At 57.6% G+C, this 15,591-nt stretch carries 15 protein-coding genes and 1 tRNA gene; 6 read left to right on the plus strand and 10 right to left on the minus strand.

Annotated elements, in window-relative coordinates:
- Window positions 1–62: 62 nt before the first annotated feature.
- Window positions 63–986 (plus strand): EamA family transporter, encoded by a 924-nt coding sequence (locus H8B15_RS04770; protein WP_187318529.1) that lies wholly within the window; start codon window positions 63–65, stop codon window positions 984–986.
- A gap of 706 nt (window positions 987–1,692) precedes the next feature.
- On the opposite strand, the gene H8B15_RS04775 is transcribed toward H8B15_RS04770, so the two are convergent.
- Window positions 1,693–4,317, minus strand: coding sequence for a DUF5686 and carboxypeptidase regulatory-like domain-containing protein (locus tag H8B15_RS04775; RefSeq protein ID WP_187318530.1), 2,625 nt, complete (start codon window positions 4,315–4,317; stop codon window positions 1,693–1,695).
- A 160-nt stretch (window positions 4,318–4,477) separates the two neighbouring features.
- Here H8B15_RS04775 and H8B15_RS04780 point away from each other — a divergent pair, with 160 nt between their 5' ends.
- The gene (locus H8B15_RS04780) at window positions 4,478–4,981 is read left to right on the plus strand and encodes a regulatory protein RecX (RefSeq protein ID WP_187318531.1); all 504 of its coding nucleotides are present in this window, start codon (window positions 4,478–4,480) and stop codon (window positions 4,979–4,981) included.
- A gap of 133 nt (window positions 4,982–5,114) precedes the next feature.
- Here H8B15_RS04780 and H8B15_RS04785 read toward each other — a convergent pair whose 3' ends face one another.
- The 6 genes from H8B15_RS04785 to H8B15_RS04810 all read right to left on the minus strand — a co-directional run bounded on the left by H8B15_RS04785 (window position 5,115) and on the right by H8B15_RS04810 (window position 11,154).
- Window positions 5,115–5,747 carry a DUF4230 domain-containing protein gene (locus H8B15_RS04785; protein WP_187318532.1) on the minus strand — a complete coding sequence of 211 codons (633 nt, stop codon included), beginning with the start codon at window positions 5,745–5,747 and terminating at the stop codon, window positions 5,115–5,117.
- 150 nt (window positions 5,748–5,897) lie between these two features.
- A complete protein-coding gene (locus H8B15_RS04790) occupies window positions 5,898–6,833 on the minus strand; it encodes a 1-aminocyclopropane-1-carboxylate deaminase/D-cysteine desulfhydrase (RefSeq protein WP_187318533.1) in 936 nt (311 codons plus the stop codon).
- Between the two features lie 25 nt (window positions 6,834–6,858).
- On the minus strand, window positions 6,859–9,414 hold the full coding sequence (locus H8B15_RS04795) for a YfhO family protein (RefSeq protein ID WP_187318534.1): 2,556 nt from the start codon (window positions 9,412–9,414) through the stop codon (window positions 6,859–6,861).
- A 167-nt stretch (window positions 9,415–9,581) separates the two neighbouring features.
- Entirely contained in the window at window positions 9,582–9,860 is a 279-nt protein-coding gene (locus H8B15_RS04800) for a DUF4834 family protein (RefSeq protein ID WP_187318535.1), read from the minus strand.
- A gap of 18 nt (window positions 9,861–9,878) precedes the next feature.
- Window positions 9,879–10,637 (minus strand): FkbM family methyltransferase, encoded by a 759-nt coding sequence (locus tag H8B15_RS04805; RefSeq protein ID WP_187318536.1) that lies wholly within the window; start codon window positions 10,635–10,637, stop codon window positions 9,879–9,881.
- Between the two features lie 52 nt (window positions 10,638–10,689).
- Complete coding sequence (locus H8B15_RS04810; RefSeq protein WP_187318537.1) at window positions 10,690–11,154, minus strand: hypothetical protein; 465 nt, start codon at window positions 11,152–11,154, stop codon at window positions 10,690–10,692.
- A gap of 194 nt (window positions 11,155–11,348) precedes the next feature.
- Between H8B15_RS04810 and H8B15_RS04815 the strand changes: the two genes are divergently transcribed.
- Window positions 11,349–11,421 (plus strand) — tRNA-Thr (locus H8B15_RS04815).
- 67 nt (window positions 11,422–11,488) lie between these two features.
- Here H8B15_RS04815 and H8B15_RS04820 read toward each other — a convergent pair.
- Window positions 11,489–11,980 carry a hypothetical protein gene (locus H8B15_RS04820; RefSeq protein ID WP_187318538.1) on the minus strand — a complete coding sequence of 164 codons (492 nt, stop codon included), beginning with the start codon at window positions 11,978–11,980 and terminating at the stop codon, window positions 11,489–11,491.
- Window positions 11,981–12,219: 239 nt separating this feature from the next.
- On the opposite strand from H8B15_RS04820, the gene H8B15_RS04825 reads away from it, so the two are divergent.
- A complete protein-coding gene (locus tag H8B15_RS04825) occupies window positions 12,220–13,014 on the plus strand; it encodes an SDR family NAD(P)-dependent oxidoreductase (protein WP_187318539.1) in 795 nt (264 codons plus the stop codon).
- A gap of 85 nt (window positions 13,015–13,099) precedes the next feature.
- Here the strand turns inward: H8B15_RS04825 and H8B15_RS04830 are convergent, their stop codons facing one another.
- On the minus strand, window positions 13,100–13,462 hold the full coding sequence (locus H8B15_RS04830) for a hypothetical protein (RefSeq protein WP_187318540.1): 363 nt from the start codon (window positions 13,460–13,462) through the stop codon (window positions 13,100–13,102).
- Between the two features lie 315 nt (window positions 13,463–13,777).
- Here H8B15_RS04830 and H8B15_RS04835 point away from each other — a divergent pair, with 315 nt between their 5' ends.
- Both H8B15_RS04835 and H8B15_RS21350 read left to right on the plus strand, forming a co-directional pair.
- The gene (locus H8B15_RS04835) at window positions 13,778–14,377 is read left to right on the plus strand and encodes a C40 family peptidase (protein ID WP_187318541.1); all 600 of its coding nucleotides are present in this window, start codon (window positions 13,778–13,780) and stop codon (window positions 14,375–14,377) included.
- Between the two features lie 160 nt (window positions 14,378–14,537).
- Window positions 14,538–15,230 (plus strand): YkvA family protein, encoded by a 693-nt coding sequence (locus tag H8B15_RS21350; protein WP_187318542.1) that lies wholly within the window; start codon window positions 14,538–14,540, stop codon window positions 15,228–15,230.
- Window positions 15,231–15,309: 79 nt separating this feature from the next.
- Here H8B15_RS21350 and H8B15_RS04845 read toward each other — a convergent pair whose 3' ends face one another.
- Window positions 15,310–15,579, minus strand: coding sequence for an acyl carrier protein (locus H8B15_RS04845; protein ID WP_187318543.1), 270 nt, complete (start codon window positions 15,577–15,579; stop codon window positions 15,310–15,312).
- Window positions 15,580–15,591: the final 12 nt, after the last annotated feature.

Raw genomic sequence — 15,591 nt, forward strand, 5'->3', positions numbered from 1 at the left:
AGGTAAAACGGTTGCGGGCGGCCCGCAGCTGGCAGCGTATCTTTGCGCCCTTTCTGGCCTCTATGAAAACTTCCCGCTACTACGTAGCCGCCCTCACCGCCTTCCTGATCTGGGGGTTCTTTCCCCTACCCCTACGCCAGCTCACGGTATACCCGAGTGGGCAGATTCTGCTGTTTCGGGTGTTGCTGTCGGTACTGGTGTTGCTGGTGCTGCATGGGGTAGGGCGCGTGGGCGTGGTGCGCGCTACGCTACGGCAGTATCGGGCAGCTTCGCATCGAGAACAATGGCGCGTAGCGGGTGGCACGGTGGTAGGCGGCTTGCTGTTGATGAGCAACTGGCTGCTGTTTATCTACGTCATCAACCAGGTGAGCGTGCAAGCGGGCTCGTTCGCCTACCTCATCTGCCCGATTCTGCTGTCGTTGCTGGGGTTTCTGCTGTTGCGCGAGCGGCTACGGCTGCCGCAGTGGCTGGCCGTAGGCCTGAGTGCACTGAGCTGTACCCTACTCGTTACCGGCGACTTACGCTCCTTGCTGATGAGCCTGGTTGTGGCCATTACCTACGCCCTCTACCTTATCACCCAACGGATTGTGCAGGGCTACGACCGTCTGGTGCTGCTCACCATTCAACTACTATTAGCAACGGTCATTCTCCTACCTGCCGCGCCGCTGCTGGGGGCCGACTTAGCCGCTGGCTTTGCCGATACGCACCTATTGTTCTTTGCTGCTATCCTGAGCATTGGCTTCACCGTCTTGCCCCTATTCCTCAACCTCTACGCTCTCAATGGCCTCACTTCCGGCACCGTGGGCATCATGATGTACCTGAACCCGGTGGTGAGTTTTGTGTTGGCGTTCTGGTATTTCGGGGAGCAACCGCGGCCGGTGGAGCTGTGGGCGTATGCGGTTATTCTGGTGTCGATTGTGTTGTATAACGTGCGGGGCAGGGCAGTTGGAGGACCAGTTGTAGCGCGTTTGCAAGCGGAGAAATAGGCGCGTTGCGGATCTGGTTCTTTGGTCCTAATGCTGCCGCGACGTGCCGCAGAGCGGCAACAGGTTTGTAGAAAACCGCTTAGGAAACCAACAACTCCGCGTAGCGGTGCAAGAGATACCAGGGTTTCTTGCACCGCTACGCGGCGCTATTTATTGGTTACTTACAACTACTACCAACCTGCCGCCGCTACGCGGCTAGCTATTTACTTTTGTCCGAACCAGCACAGACACGGCAGTAGAAATATGTGCTACCATCAGCCACGTTATCAGGCATTCCGATAGACAGACTGTCGCCATGGATGCTGTATACCTGGCTACCACCTCCGCCTCTGATATCCATATTAGCGTTTGATTCGGAGCTGGTTTTAAGCCGGTAGGTGGCTTTGCGCGTCTGCACGTTGCTCTCGTAGTAACACACGCGCCCCTTCGCGTCAAACTCTATGGCTTCAGGCTTGGCAGGGTCAGCGGCAACATATCCGCCCCAACCATGATACCGGCCAGTCAAAGTCCAACGGCCTACCAGGTTTTCATCCAGTGGTCCTTCTTCTTTCGTGCAGCCAGCACTTCCCCACAACACTCCCATCAAAGAGGCACACAATGCAATACGTATCTGTGTCTTCATCGCTTATCAGTATAGGTGTAGCGAATGGAGCCCTACTCCCGAAGAGAAGGTTGCATAGTACCCTAAAACATTATGTAACAGCTCTTAAAACCCCAACCCAATCCGCACGCCCGTCCCTACCCTCTCGCCCGATTGCAGGGCCGTATAGCCATCAATGCGCAGGATGTTGAAGATGTGCTCGATACCCACGCCCAGTTCTACATAGTGCCCCGCAGCGCGGGTATGTAAGTAGTTCACCGAAGCCACTTCCTGCCATTTCAGGCGGCGTAGCAGCGGTACTTTGTTCAGGAAAAACCCGTTGAAATGCTGGTTGTAGTGCGCTTCGAGGTAGGCGCGGCGGGTGCTGTACTGGTAGTAGTCCAGCAGCTGAAACTGTGCAAAGTTGCCCGTCAAAATGGTTTGGTTGCCGGCAAAGTGGCGGTAGTCCATGAACTGCAGGCGCGGCGAACCTAAGTAGCCACCGCCCGCCACATCGTAGGTACCCGTCCCAAATAGCCCCATCTGCACGCTCTGCCGGATGCCCGCCGCCAAGCGCGTGTAGCGCACATCGGACCCAAATACCGAGGGCACGCCCTGCAAAAACGTGAAACGGAACTGCGGCTTGCGGGTGTAGAGGTTCACCTTGCCATCGGGGCGCGACAGGAAGCGCTGGCCGGGCTGGTAGGTAGCGGTCAGCTCCAGGGTGAGGGCCTGGCTGCGGCCAAAACCCGTATCGACCAACTCGGCGTTGGCGGGCGTGTTGGGCGTGAACGCGCGGCCGGGCACGTCGATGAGCAGGTCGTAGGTGTTATTGAACAGCTCGCGCCGGTCGTAGTAGTTCACGGCGCCGCGCACGGTCAGGCCGTTGGTGATTTCGGTGAGATAGGCCACCTCGGCCCCACGCCGCTGGTAGAGCTTGGCGTAGTTGCGGTTGCGCAGCAGCGTATAGGCCGAGTTGATGAAGGGTGTAAGCTGGGTGTTTTCGGCGAAGTTTTCCACCGTGCGGCCTACCTGCACGGTAAGGCGACGCAGCACCACCGGGTCCAGCTGCCAGTCTATTTGCGCCGAGGGGCTCAGTAGCTTCGCTGCAAAACCGTAGCGGATGATGGGCGTGAACTGAAAGCGCCGCCGGTCATCGGTATCCTGGGTGTAGGTGGCTTCGGCATTGGCTACCACACCCTCTACCGTATTGTATTGCAGGATGTTGAACACCGGCCGCACGTACAGGCGGCGCTTGGCGAACGTGTTATTATGCGTGTAGCCGCTGAGCAGCAGCTTGCCTACCCCTAGCTCGTTGCGCTTGCGGTCCAGCGAGTCCTGGTAGGGGCGCGAGTTGCGCACCACCTCGGTGCTGTCCTTCACGTGGTAATCCAACTGTTCTTCCTCCGTGAGGGGCACCGGGCGCGCCTCGTTCCAGAAGGCCGAGTCGCGGTTGGTGGCACCGGCTTCTACCCGCTGAATCTCGCCGCGGCGCAAGGGCTCCACAATGCCCAGCGCGGTGTTGATAGAGTCGGCGTTGCTGCGGCGCAGGCGTTGCTTCACCTTCTGATTAAGACCGCGCAGGGTAGGGCGCTGCTTGCGTACATCGGCCACAGTTTCGCGCTCCACGGGGGCGTTGGCCACGGGCTCCGGCGCGGGCGGCGCAGCCACTTGCTGGGGCGTGGAGTAAGTAGGCACTACGCTGTAATTCGACAGCACCGCCGTGGCGTTGGCGCTACCCTTAAACCCGAACGCCTCAAACGTAGCCGTAGCTTTCTGCGACTGAATCACCCACACCCCAGAGGGCCCCGGCGCGGGCATAAACTGCTGCTCCAGGTGCACGTGGTCGACGTACTCCAATTGGGCACTTTTATCGAGGTCGAGCGACACAGAGTAGAGCCGCCACGTGCCGTCAATCAGGTAGATGAAGCCCGAAAACGCCGGATCGGCGCGGCGGCGCGGCGTCACGCGGATTTTGTGAATCAGCAAGTTGCCCTGCTGGGTAGAGCCCACCAACTCGTACTGATAGAACAGCATGGCGTTGCTGGCAATCGGCGACACAAAGCCGCGCTGGGAGAAGCTACTTTTCAGCAGGTTGCTGTAAAAATTCAGTCCCTTGCCGGCGCTGGCAATGTTGAAACTAACGCGCTTGGAATCACCACTTACGCGACTCGACAGCATCTTTTCCTGAATGACGTTGGGCTGGCGGAAGGTGATGTCGGAAATGGTTTCGGAGAGGTAGAAGATACCCGGTTTGATGTCGGGCCCAATCTTGACGAGGCCCAGCACCTTACCCGGCACGTCGGAAAGGCGGCCTAGAGCTTTCACGTAGAGGCGGGCCCGGTAGGCGGCCACTTCCCGCTCGTGGTAGCGCCGCCAGTTGATGGCTTGCTGCACCAGGGCGTAGGCCGGGTCGCGGTCGGAGGCGCGCACCACTACCTCGTTGAGCTGGTAGTTTTCGGGCGTGAGCTGCACGTTGAGCACCGTGGCGGTGTCGCCGCCGGCCACGCGCACGGTTTGCAGGCGCGGCTTGAAGCCGACGTACTGGAACACCAGCTCGTACTGGCCCGGCTCCAGGCGCAGCTGGTAACGACCCTGCTCGTTGGTGGCGGTGCTGGTAGTCGTGGCGCGCACGGCCACGTTGGCAAAAGCCAGCGGCTGGTTTTGCGTATCCGTCACGAGGCCACGCACAATGCCTGCCCGTGCCGACAACTCAGTCACCATCAATAATACAAGCAGCAGGTAGCGCATCAACTTTTGCAATAAACACGGGAACTGTGAAGATAGAGGGATTTTGCCAGGCAAAGGTTGCCTGTTGTTCCCGCGCTGCTCATTTATGCAACGTAGTGCTCTCGACATCGGAACGCGGCCCGTACTATCCTCGTTATCTTACCAATTCTTATTCTTCTGCATGTATCAACCCGATAAGAAACCGAAAACCTACACGCCCGGCGAAGCGCTGCACAAGATTGCCTCTTTCTGTGCCTATCAGGAACGTACGTTTAAGGAAACCGAAAGTAAACTGCGCGGCTACGGCCTGACTGAAGACGAGGCCGGCGAAATCATCATTAAGCTCAGCCGCGAAAACCTGCTCGACGAGGAGCGCTACGCTCGCAGCTACGTGCGTGGCCACTACCGCCAGAAAAAGTGGGGGCGCCGCCGCATCACGCAGGAGCTGAAGCAGAAAGGCTTGTCGGACTTCTGCATCAAAGCTGGCCTGAAGGAAATCGACGGCGACGAATACTACCAGAACCTCACCGACTTGGTAGAGAAAAAAGATGCTCAGGAAAAAGAGCCGAATCCACGCAAGCGCCGCCTCAAACTCACGCAGTATCTTACCCTGAAAGGCTACGAATCAGACCTGATCCGCATGGCGTTGGATGATTTGGGTAGAGAGCCGGATGAGGATGAGTAGGATAAGGTATAATAATGCGTCATGCTGAGCGGAGTCGAAGCATGACAGACGAACTTCACCCTACCCCCTCCATTGCCCAACCACGCGAACGGGCGGCTGCAAGCCGTCCCTACGTCGTTCCTGCTCTCCTGCCCTATCGCCTCGCGGGCGCCTGCGGGGGGGCGGTTTGCTGCGTGAGCACTACGCGGCGGCCGGTGAGAGTTTCCAGCATGGGACGCAGAATTTTCTGAGCATTTTGCTGGGTTTGGGCCAGAATACCCGATTGCAGGGCGGCGCGGCGCACGTTGGCTTCAGCGTATTTGTAGGCCGCGTCCACCAGCTCGGCATCCTGAAAATAGCCGTTTTCGATGGAATACACCTTGCTCTTGGTATGATCTATTTGCCAGGTGCAGAGTTGTGCGGGGGGTAGCGCTACCCGCACTATAGAGTCGCCGACAAAGACCACATCCTGCGGGCGCACTTTCTGCAAATCGAGGCAGCCAATGGCATTGCCAGCCACAATGAGAGCTACCTTGGCGTTGGGCAGAAAGCGGGAATATTCCTTTTTATACTCCACTACGTCTTTAAACTGGTAGCGCACTAGCTCCAAGCGGCCTAATCCCTCAATCTTTTCCAGCACCGTGTTGTGCGTCACAGTGATTTTGGGCTCCATATCCAGCGGGTTTTTGCCCCAATCGTCCAGGGTAGGCTTCACTTTATCCCACAAAAACCAACCTAACGCTACTAAGAACAACAACGGCAACAGGCGGCGAAGCAAACGAATCATGCGGGGCGGGAGTAGATTTATAGCTAAGGTTGCGCTAGTAACGATAATTCGGCCGGAAAGGTCCAGATAGGCGCACAAACCGGGTGGTTGATTCCGTTGCGCAAAATGGCTCCGGCGCCTTTTCGGTAGCACACTATACAACCTGCTTCCCTACCCTACCGTCGGCCACCACGCGCTACGGCTTTCAAACCGCTGCCGGAAACCCTGCCAGCCCTGCAACCCACCCGTATGCACCGCCACTACCGTACTGCCCGGTGCAAAGTAATCCTGTTCCAGCAAATCCAGAATGGCGTAGAGCAGCTTACCAGTATACAGCGGGTCGAGCAGCACCCCGTGCCGCGTTTGGAACTGCCGAATAAACGCCATCAGTTCGGCAGAGTAGGCAGCATAGCCCCCTAGGTGGTAGCTGGTGTGCAGTTGCCAGTTGGTATAGGTAGCACCAGTGTCTGCGTGCGTTAGCGCGTCGATATCCGCACGCAGGAAGTCGGCATTTTTCAGGGCGGCTACGCCTACGGCTTGCCGCGTGCCGGCCAGGCCAGTAAGCAGCCCCGCGAGGGTACCGCCCGTACCGCAGGCCACGCAGAGGTAGTCGAAATCCGTTTTGGCGGCCAGCTCCGCTACCAGCTCGGCGCAGCCGGGTAAGGCTAGCGCGTTGGAGCCACCTTCGGGAATCACGTAGGCCGGTCCTACCTCTTGTAGCAACTCTGCCAGCACTTCTGGCTCAGTTTTGCGGCGATAGGTAGCGCGGTCGAGGTAGCGGAGCTGCATGCCGTGGGCCTGCGCCCCGGCCAAGGTAGGGTTGAGCGGCAGTGTAGGCTCACCACGCACTACCCCTACCGTTTGGAAGCCATGCAGGGGACCAGCCGCGGCCACGGCAGCCAGGTGGTTGGAGTAGGCTCCACCAAAGGTCAGCAGCGTATCATGACCGAGGCGGTGGGCTTCCAGTAGGTTGTACTTGAGCTTGCGCCACTTGTTACCGGGTAGGGCCGGGTGCGCCAGATCGTCGCGCAGCAAGAGCAGTCGAATGTTGTGCCGGGCGGCAGCGGGCTCTAAAAGCGTAACAAGTGGTGAAAAAGCGTGTGTCATTCGCAAACTCACAACTTCACTACGTCTACGCCATCAGCAAATCATCCGATACGGCATCGGGTGTGGGCTGGCGGCGCACGGCGTACACGATGCCGCCTACCAACAGCACGACCAGCAGAATAGAAGAAATCAGCGAGATAGTGTTGCCGATGGAGTACGCGCTGGGCTCGAATTTAAACTCGATAGTGTGCTGACCGGCCGGCACCTGCATAGCACGCAGCACGTAATTGGCGCGCACGTAGGGTGCAGGCTTGCCGTCGATAAAGGCGTTCCAGCCATCCTTGTAGTAGATTTCGGAGAACACCACGAAGCCCGGCTGGGTCGCGTTGTAGGTATACTTCAGCTCGTCGGGCGAGTAGGCAGTGAGCTTGATGGTAGAGCCCGCCGTGAGGTAGGAGGTTTCCGCTAGCGGAAATTTGCTTACATCCACCACCGCCGTAGTGGCCGGGTTGAAGCTGCTGAGGGCATTGATTTCCTGATCAGGCGACTGTACTTTCTCAATGTCGCTCACAAACCAGGCGTTGCCCAGGGCGGCGGGGTTGCGCTGCACTTGCTCCGTTTGCCCAGCCTGCTGCGGCGGCATAATGATATAGCGCGTATTCAGCATATTAAGCACCTGAATGTTGTTGCGCGCAATCTGCCACTCGTACAAATCCTGATAGCGGCGCAGCTTGGCGCCGTGGTAGCCACCAATACTCTTGTGGAAATAAGAGGTGTTGGCCTCCTGGAAAGGCGCCTGTAGATTAAACACCCGGAAGCTCAGATCTTTATCCTGCAAAATCTGCTGATCGGCGGCCGTAGGAACAAACTGTTGGGCCACAGTACCGCGCTGGAAGTTACTGTCGTTGAGGTAGCGCTTGTCGGCACCCCACAGGTCCACCAGCGTAAGTAGGCCTACTAGGGCCGCTGCTACCGTCGCCGTGATTTTGCGCTGCAAGAACATCCATAGTACTCCGCCCGCAAAGGCGATGAACAGGATGGAGCGCAGCACATCAGTATGCATCAGCGAGGCGCGGTCTTGGCGCAAAGCATCCAGCGGGAAGCCCTGCTGCTGCAATTGCGTATCGATAGGCGCTGAGAAATCCAGCCCTAGCCCTACTAAGTAGGCCAGTACGCACACGCCAATGGTGCTGCCCACGGCATAGAGTAGCTTGCGCTTGAGGTCGGCGGTTTCGGGAGTTTCTACCTTAGGTTGTGGCAGGCCGGGACGGGTAGCCGCCGGAGCCATCACACGGGCGCGCAGCACCCGCGCCAGTGCCAGCACCGCCAGCAATGGCATAGCCAGCTGGGCAATTACCAACGCCATCGACACCGACCGGAATTTGTTATAAGCCGGGAAGTAGTCGAACATCAGGTTGTTGAACGTCTCGAAGTTTTTGCCCCAGGCCAGAATAATCGATAGGATGGTAGCCACCAGCAACCAGGTGCGCGTGCGGCGGTCGGCCACAAATAAGCCCAGCACAAACAGCATGCATACAATGGCACCCACGTATACCGGGCCGCTGGTGATAGGCTGCGCGCCCCAATAAAGCGGCAACTGCTGCAAGTACTCGTGTAGCTGCACGGGCGGCACACCCAGGCCGCCTAGGGCTTGTGCCGTGGCCGAACTTTCGCTCAGAGCGCCCGACGATGCGCCACCGTAGTAGTTAGGAATCAGCAGGGTGATGGTTTCGCCTACCCCGTAGCTCCACCCAAAGGCATAGTCCCGGTCGAGGCCAGAGCCGCTGGGGGCGTCCTCACTCGCGGCAGGCTGGCCGGGCGCAGTAGGTGGCGCCTTCGTCAGCTCCGACTTACCACGGATAGAGTATTTGCCGTACTCGGCCGTGGTGTAGAGGCGGCCAAAGCTCACGCCTACCGCCAGCAGCGCCGCCACGCCTAGTAGGGCCGTGCGGGTAAAGAAGTCTTTCAGGCGGTTTTCTTTCACGGCAGCCACCAGCTCCACAATACCAAACACCAGCACCAGCAGCAGCAGGTAGTAGGTGATTTGCAGGTGGTTGGAGCGCACATTCATGGTCAGGCCCAGCGCAAACAGCCCGGCCCCCAGCCACTTATTGCGCCGAAACGCCATCAATAGCCCCGCCAGTACCAGCGGCGCATAGGCCAACGACAACGACTTGGTGTTGTGCCCCGCCGCCAGAATAATGAGGTTGTAGCTGGTGAAACCCAAGGCAATGGCTCCTACCGTGGCTACCAATGGCCGTACGCCCAGCACCACAAACAACACGTAGCCGCAGAGCAACGTCAGAAACAGGTTGGCTACCACAGCCGGCAAACCCAGCGTAAATAGCTGGTGCAAGTAGATGGATAGGTCACCGGGGAAGCGGGTGCTGATGAGGTAGGTAGGCATGCCGGAGAACATGGAGTTCGTCCAGAGAGCTTCCTTGCCCGTCACCTCACGGTACTGCGCCGCTTCGTGGGCGCCACCCTGAAACTGCACAATGTCGTGCTGCGCCAGGCTTTTGCCTTCAAACAGAATCGGGGCGAAGTACACGGCCACCAGTACCAGAAAGAATACCACCGCCAGCAAGTGCGGCAGTACGCGGCGCCACAACGGCGCGGGAGCGGGAGAAACAGTAGTCATCCGAGGAAGAAAGAAGCCTGATACGCCCGCCCGGCCCCCCGGCCCGGCGAAGCAGCCCCGAAGGTAGAATGTTTATTTCATTTAGTAAGGACTGTGCCCCCGCCAGCAACCACAAACGGGTTGCCAACGGGGGCACAGCCTTATCTATCGGCTACACAGCTAAGTGGCTATTTCACTTCTTCAAAATCAACGTATTCGCCACCCTTAAAGTCTTTGTCGCCCGCTTTGGCAGTTTTTGGCGGCACGTAATCGACGCGCACCTGGCCGGGCGCGGGCGGGGGCGACGACGGCCGGGGCTGCCCAAATGGGGCTTGTTGGCCAAACGCGTCGCCGTAGCGCCGGGCGTGCTTTTGCAGAAAGCGGCCTACTACGAAGCGCAGTACCAGCGGCACCACGTAGCGAACCAGGAAAAAGAAAACGAAGAGGAAAAGCAGGAATTTGCCCATCAATACAAAAACACCCGGCTATACCGCCGTGGGGGTAGGTTGAAAGTAAAAGTCGGCCGTGACGGCGCTGGTGAGCTGCGCCGCCGAGCACGGTACCAATTCCAAACGCTCGGAGAGCACAAATGGTTTATAGCCCAGGCCGGCCAGCACAGCTACTACCTTTTGGCGGTTTTCCAGGCCATTTAGCTCGGTTTGGATCAGAGGCTGAAAGCGGCGCAACGTGGCTTGCAAGTTCGCAAACACCTCTGATTCAAACCCTTCCACATCACACTTTATGAAGTCGAGGCGGGTGAGGTCGCGCAGCAGCTCATCAGGTACGCGCATGGGCACCTCGTAGGTGCGAGCGTAGTGCTCGTGAGGGTTACTGCTGGCTACCTTAGTCATGCCGTGGTGCAACAGGCCGTGACGCTCGGGCGTGCCCATTTGCACCACTTGGTTTTGCCCACCCAAGGCATAGGGCAGCAGCGTCAGATTATCAAATCCGCTCAGCTTCACGTTATCCTTCCAGATGGCTTGGAAATCGGGAATGGGCTCCACAGCCAGTATCCTACCCTCTGGGCCTACCAGCCGCGACAGGGCTACGGAGTAGTACCCCAGGTTGGCCCCAATATCTAGGCAAACGAAGCCCGGCTTTATGAGCTTTTGCAGGAAAAATAGCTCTGGGTACTTCTTCTTACCCCACCCCGCGCCCACCAGCCGCAAATACACGCGGCTTACCAGACGAATGTAGCGCTCGAAGCCCAGCGCCCGCACCAGCAGTTTACGGAGTTGTTTCATCACGCAGCAAAGATGCCGGAAAGTGCCGGAACGTCAAGGCCAGCCTACTGCACTACGATTTACGGCTCTTGCTCCACCACCGCGATACACCCGCCGCTACCACGCCGCCTACCAGGTACCACGCTACCGTCATGGCCTTGGTTTGGGGTGTGCGGTTGCTGGGTGCTTCGCCTAATCCCATTGGGCCGGGCAGTACTACCCCGCCTACCCCAGCCGCTACGCCTAGAGCTACACCACGCCACCACGTACCCTTGCCCCTACCCACCAGGCTGTAATAAAGGCCATTGCTGAGCAGGTCGCCGGCCATGGTAAGGTAGTAGGCCGATTCTTCATCGGGCTGGGGTGCGTCGGCTTTGCCCAGCAGCTTGCGCAGGCCTCGCTCACCGAGCACATCCATGCGAGGAGCGTCGGCGGGGCGCAGATGGCGCACGGTTTCGTGTAGCAGAGTCACTGCCACGGCGCCGGCCAGGCCGCTACCAAGGGCCTGCACAAGGGCAGAAGGTTTATTTTTCTTCATGAGTAAGAAATCAGATAGAGTATCCGTCGCCGCCGGGCGATGCAGCACGGGTATCTTTCCAACGCCAAACCGTAATGTGGGGTTATGCCACCCTTTTTCAACCAGCATCCATATTTTTTGGCACTACGAGTTGTATAGTTTCTGAACGTCTGGCTATCTTTGCAGCCCTTGGTAGCGCCGGATACCTCGGAAACGCCTTCTTAGCTCAGTTGGTAGAGCAGCTCATTCGTAATGAGCAGGTCGCAGGTTCGAGTCCCGTAGAAGGCTCTCAACGCACAGCGCCCCGATGAAGAAATTCATCGGGGCGCTGTTTTTTTGTGCGTATAGCAAGCGTTTACTCAACTACCGTATCGCCGGCCAAGCCGTTTCGGTAGCTGGTTACCGGCTGAAACTGCGGGTCTATCTCTGTGCGGTTGGTGCTACCCCACGGACGGGCGCTCGTAACGGCATCATACGACGACTCATCTGCGTCGACGCCGCTGTTCTTGGCACGCCACGACAGCCAGCCAATACCGCCCAACAGCAGGGCACCGCCTACCACCTTTTGAGTGGTGCTCAGGCCGCTCACTTGGTCAACGGCTTTGCTGCTCCACTCTTTCACTTGCTGCGGAAGCTGGTTGACGCCTTCAATCCAGGAACCGCGCGAACGGGGGGCGGGAGTTGGGCTGAGGTCCAGATCCTGAGCCGGATTAGAATCGTCGTTGCGGTAGCTGCCGGGGTCGGTGTGGCTGCTAGCCCCCGTAGACACAACGCCGGCCGAAATGCCTGACGTAGAGGCGCTGGAAGTGGTACGTGTGGACTGCTGATTGCGAGTTTTGTTTGCCATAAGTGAAACAGATCTAAAGCGAGTGAGAGAAGCGCGCAGGGACAGAGCCACTACGCGGGCAGCGAATTTGTGCTGCCTTCTTTTTTCGTAAAACCCTTACGTTTAGTTGCATTACCAACCCGATTACTGTCCGTCCTGATTAATCTCGACTATAACTCTGCCTGGGCTACCGTAGTATGATATTCCGTTGCTACGCTTTGGTGCTGGCATTTCCCTATCCATCCGATTACCCTACTCTCATGGCCAAAGACCCGAATTATTCCGTTGCGCTCATCACTGGTGCCGCCAGTGGCATTGGGCAAGAGCTAGCCCATCTCTTTGCCAAAGACCAGTACCAGTTGGTGCTAGTTGACCAGAATCCCGGCGGGTTGCAAGGTTTCGCGGAGCATCTGCAAAGCAAGCACAACATCACCCCTACCCTCATCACGCAGGATCTGAGCGCCCCCGGCGCCGCCCAGCGCGTCTACGACGAAGTGCAAAGCAAGGGCTTGCAGGTGGATATTCTGGTAAATGATGCTGGTTTCGGCCTGGCGGGCGCTTTCCTGGAGTCTGATATAAATCGCAACCTGAATTGCATCAACACCAATGTGACAGCGCTTGTAGAACTTACCTACTTATTCGGGCGCGACATGAAGGAGCGCGGTAAAGGCCGGATTTTGCAGCTTGCTTCCCTGGCTTCTTTTCAGCCCGGCGCTTTGCTAGCAGTCTATAGTGCCACCAAGGCATTCGTACTTTCCTTTTCCGAAGCCCTCACGGTGGAGCTGAAAGATTCTGGCGTGACCGTAACGGCCCTGTGCCCCGGCGCCACCGAAACGGAGTTCTTCTACACGGCCCATGCCGAGCATACCGAGGAAGGACAAGGTCAGAAAGCCGACCCTAAAGAGGTAGCCAAGGACGGCTACGAGGCCCTGATGAAGGGCGAAACCCGCGTTATCTCGGGCGTGAGCAACAAGCTCCTGGCAGCCATGACCAAGGTCATCCCCGATACGTGGCTGGCCCTTAGCAACCAGAAGAAGTTTGAACCAACGAAATAGGTTACCCGCCGTGCTACTACCAATGCCGCCCTACCTCCGTGGGGCGGCATTTTTTATGTGGTTCATGCTGGGTTGAGAGTTCTCACTACGCCTCGCCGGCGCCCTTATGCGAGTCGGCGCGCGAAGGCACGGGGCGGCCGTTGGCGTAGAGGTGCGCCTCCTGGTCGCCGGCCAGCCGTGCCTCGGCTTCAAACGGAATATGATAGTAGCCGTGGCGCAGCCAGTCGCGCAGGTAGCGGCGCAGAAACCCTACCCGGCCATACTGCTGGTATTGCCGGATGTGGCACATCTCGTGCGCCACCCAGCGCGGGTCGCGCAGAAATTCCTCTTTAGTAGCCCCACTCAGGTGAATGGTGCCGCCCAATACCATGGCCACGCTGCGCGATTTGAGCACCATGCGGGCAATGCGGGCGAAAGGAGAATTTTCGATAACGGGCGCTATTTCCATGTATAAAATTTGGGCCGATTTATACGGTGTATACCCCAAGGTAGTTTTCAGTTTTATATAATTTTTTGACTCACTTGTTGAATTTAGCGAATAAAATAGGAATAAAATATCGGCTTTGCTTGGATAGCTCCTTCATTACGGGTTAGCTTTAAAAATCTGGTATCCTAGGAATACCGAGGTTTTACCAGCCTGACCACTTCTTTATTGCTTCCTTATTTTCTGCTTATAGCAGTTGCTTTTTATCGAAGTACTTTCTCTCTGCTAGCGTGCCCTTTTCCGCATTGGCCGCAGCTTTTCGCCACCCTACGACGGACAATGAACAACAGAATTCTGTATTGCCTCGCCGCTGCCTCGATGGCCCTTTCGTTTTTCTTTGAGCGCACTCCCGAAACAAACAATTCGGCGCCCATAGTAGCTCAAGCCTCGCTTCTCCCCGACTTTTCTGGTTTTGCCGACGGCACCGCACTGCCTGCTTTCGCCAACGATTCGGTGGCCTACGCCCACTACGAGCAGAAGCTCGGCGTATCGCTCGACCACACCGAAGACAAGAACCTGCTGGAAACCGTGCTCGATTGGCTGGGTACGCCCTACCGCTACGGCAGCAACTCCAAGCGCGGCACCGACTGCTCGGGCTTCGTGACGCGGGTGTTCAAGGAAGTATACGGCATCACGCTGCAACGCAGCTCGCGCTCCATGTTCCAAAATGTGAAGCATGTGGCCAAAGACGAAATGCAGCCCGGCGACCTGGTGTTTTTCCGCCGCGGGCCGGGCCAGCCCATCTACCACGTAGGCATCTACCTCAACGATGGCAAATTTGCCCACTCTGCCACCAATGGCGGCGTGATGGTTAGCTCTCTGAAACAGGCTTACTACCAGCGCAACTTCTACGCCGCTGGCCGGGTAGCCCTCAACTAGCCCATTTGCCTTTTTACTTATGCTTCGAAAGCCCCGTTCCCGCGAACGGGGCTTTTTTTTACCTTCGTTTCAGCTACAACTATTTCCGGTTGATCTAGTATGTAGCATCGGTGGCCATTTATAATAGTCACACCCTTGTATTTTTTTACTCTCCTACCCTATGGCTACGAAAGCACCTAAAGGCGAACATGTTGCTTCTTCCCCAATCTTCAAGAAGTTTCTGGGCAAAGCCGAAGAATACCTGAATAAGCCCCTGCGCATCAAACAGCTACTGAACGATGCGTACCACAAAGCCCGCGAGAAAAACGAGTTGGGCAACCTGGCACACGAGGCATGGGAAACCGTGCAAACGCTGATTCGGTTGGTGCGCTCGGCCAGCACGGGCGAGTATACGGGCCTGCCAGCTTCTTCTATCTTGGCAGCCGTAGCTGTACTTATCTATTTCCTGAGCCCCATCGACGTGATTCCGGACTTTATCCCGGTAATTGGCCTACTCGATGATGTGGCCCTGATAGCGTGGTTCACCTCCACGCTCAAGGAACAACTCGATAAATTTGCGGAGTGGGAAAAAACCCGGCCAGTGGTGGTACAGGATAGCGCCGTAGCCACCGGTTTCAGCGCAACTGTAGCGGATACCGCTCCACGCGTACAAACACCCGCTCAGACCGCCCCTGCTTCTGCCCATGCGCCTGCGCAAGAAGCTCCCGAATCGGCTAAGAAAGCCGGCACAACGGATTTGGACAACGATACTACCTCCGACTCGCATGTGCAGCCCGATGTGGTACCTTCTACTACCAGCGGCAGCCGCCAGCCCAACACCGCTGGCCCCGACACAGGAGGCAATATCCGGTAGGCGATACAGGCCCTACCCCTCGTAAACAGAGAGGCCCGCAACACAGCTGTGTTGCGGGCCTCTCTGTTTAGCAGCTATATTAAGCTGCCTGGCTGGCTGTTTCGGGCGTATGCTCGGCTACGTAAGCCACAAAGTCGCTTACGGTAGTGAGCGGTACCTCATCGGGGATGACGATGTGGAAGCTCTGCTCCAAAGCCAGAATGATGTTGACTACATCAAGTTGGTCGAAGCCCAGTTCGTGGTTGAGGCGGCTACGCAGACGAACGGGGCGCATGGGCCGGCGCTGACTAACAATGCGCAACACTTGCTGCTCGATGGATTTAACGGCTGGGGTAGTGGTAGGTAACATAAAGGGAGAAAA

Origin of the sequence: Hymenobacter citatus (assembly GCF_014333615.1) — a bacterium.
In the GTDB taxonomy this organism is placed as follows: Bacteria; Bacteroidota; Bacteroidia; order Cytophagales; family Hymenobacteraceae; genus Hymenobacter; species Hymenobacter citatus.

Bases quoted from the DNA above. Each gene is read 5' to 3' on its own strand.
- H8B15_RS04770 (WP_187318529.1), top strand. From the start codon at position 63: ATGAAAACTTCCCGCTACTACGTAGCCGCCCTCACCGCCTTCCTGATC.
- H8B15_RS04775 (WP_187318530.1), bottom strand. From the start codon at position 4,317: ATGCGCTACCTGCTGCTTGTATTATTGATGGTGACTGAGTTGTCGGCA.
- H8B15_RS04780 (WP_187318531.1), top strand. From the start codon at position 4,478: ATGTATCAACCCGATAAGAAACCGAAAACCTACACGCCCGGCGAAGCG.
- H8B15_RS04785 (WP_187318532.1), bottom strand. From the start codon at position 5,747: ATGATTCGTTTGCTTCGCCGCCTGTTGCCGTTGTTGTTCTTAGTAGCG.
- H8B15_RS04790 (WP_187318533.1), bottom strand. From the start codon at position 6,833: ATGACACACGCTTTTTCACCACTTGTTACGCTTTTAGAGCCCGCTGCC.
- H8B15_RS04795 (WP_187318534.1), bottom strand. From the start codon at position 9,414: ATGACTACTGTTTCTCCCGCTCCCGCGCCGTTGTGGCGCCGCGTACTG.
- H8B15_RS04800 (WP_187318535.1), bottom strand. From the start codon at position 9,860: ATGGGCAAATTCCTGCTTTTCCTCTTCGTTTTCTTTTTCCTGGTTCGC.
- H8B15_RS04805 (WP_187318536.1), bottom strand. From the start codon at position 10,637: ATGAAACAACTCCGTAAACTGCTGGTGCGGGCGCTGGGCTTCGAGCGC.
- H8B15_RS04810 (WP_187318537.1), bottom strand. From the start codon at position 11,154: ATGAAGAAAAATAAACCTTCTGCCCTTGTGCAGGCCCTTGGTAGCGGC.
- H8B15_RS04820 (WP_187318538.1), bottom strand. From the start codon at position 11,980: ATGGCAAACAAAACTCGCAATCAGCAGTCCACACGTACCACTTCCAGC.
- H8B15_RS04825 (WP_187318539.1), top strand. From the start codon at position 12,220: ATGGCCAAAGACCCGAATTATTCCGTTGCGCTCATCACTGGTGCCGCC.
- H8B15_RS04830 (WP_187318540.1), bottom strand. From the start codon at position 13,462: ATGGAAATAGCGCCCGTTATCGAAAATTCTCCTTTCGCCCGCATTGCC.
- H8B15_RS04835 (WP_187318541.1), top strand. From the start codon at position 13,778: ATGAACAACAGAATTCTGTATTGCCTCGCCGCTGCCTCGATGGCCCTT.
- H8B15_RS21350 (WP_187318542.1), top strand. From the start codon at position 14,538: ATGGCTACGAAAGCACCTAAAGGCGAACATGTTGCTTCTTCCCCAATC.
- H8B15_RS04845 (WP_187318543.1), bottom strand. From the start codon at position 15,579: ATGTTACCTACCACTACCCCAGCCGTTAAATCCATCGAGCAGCAAGTG.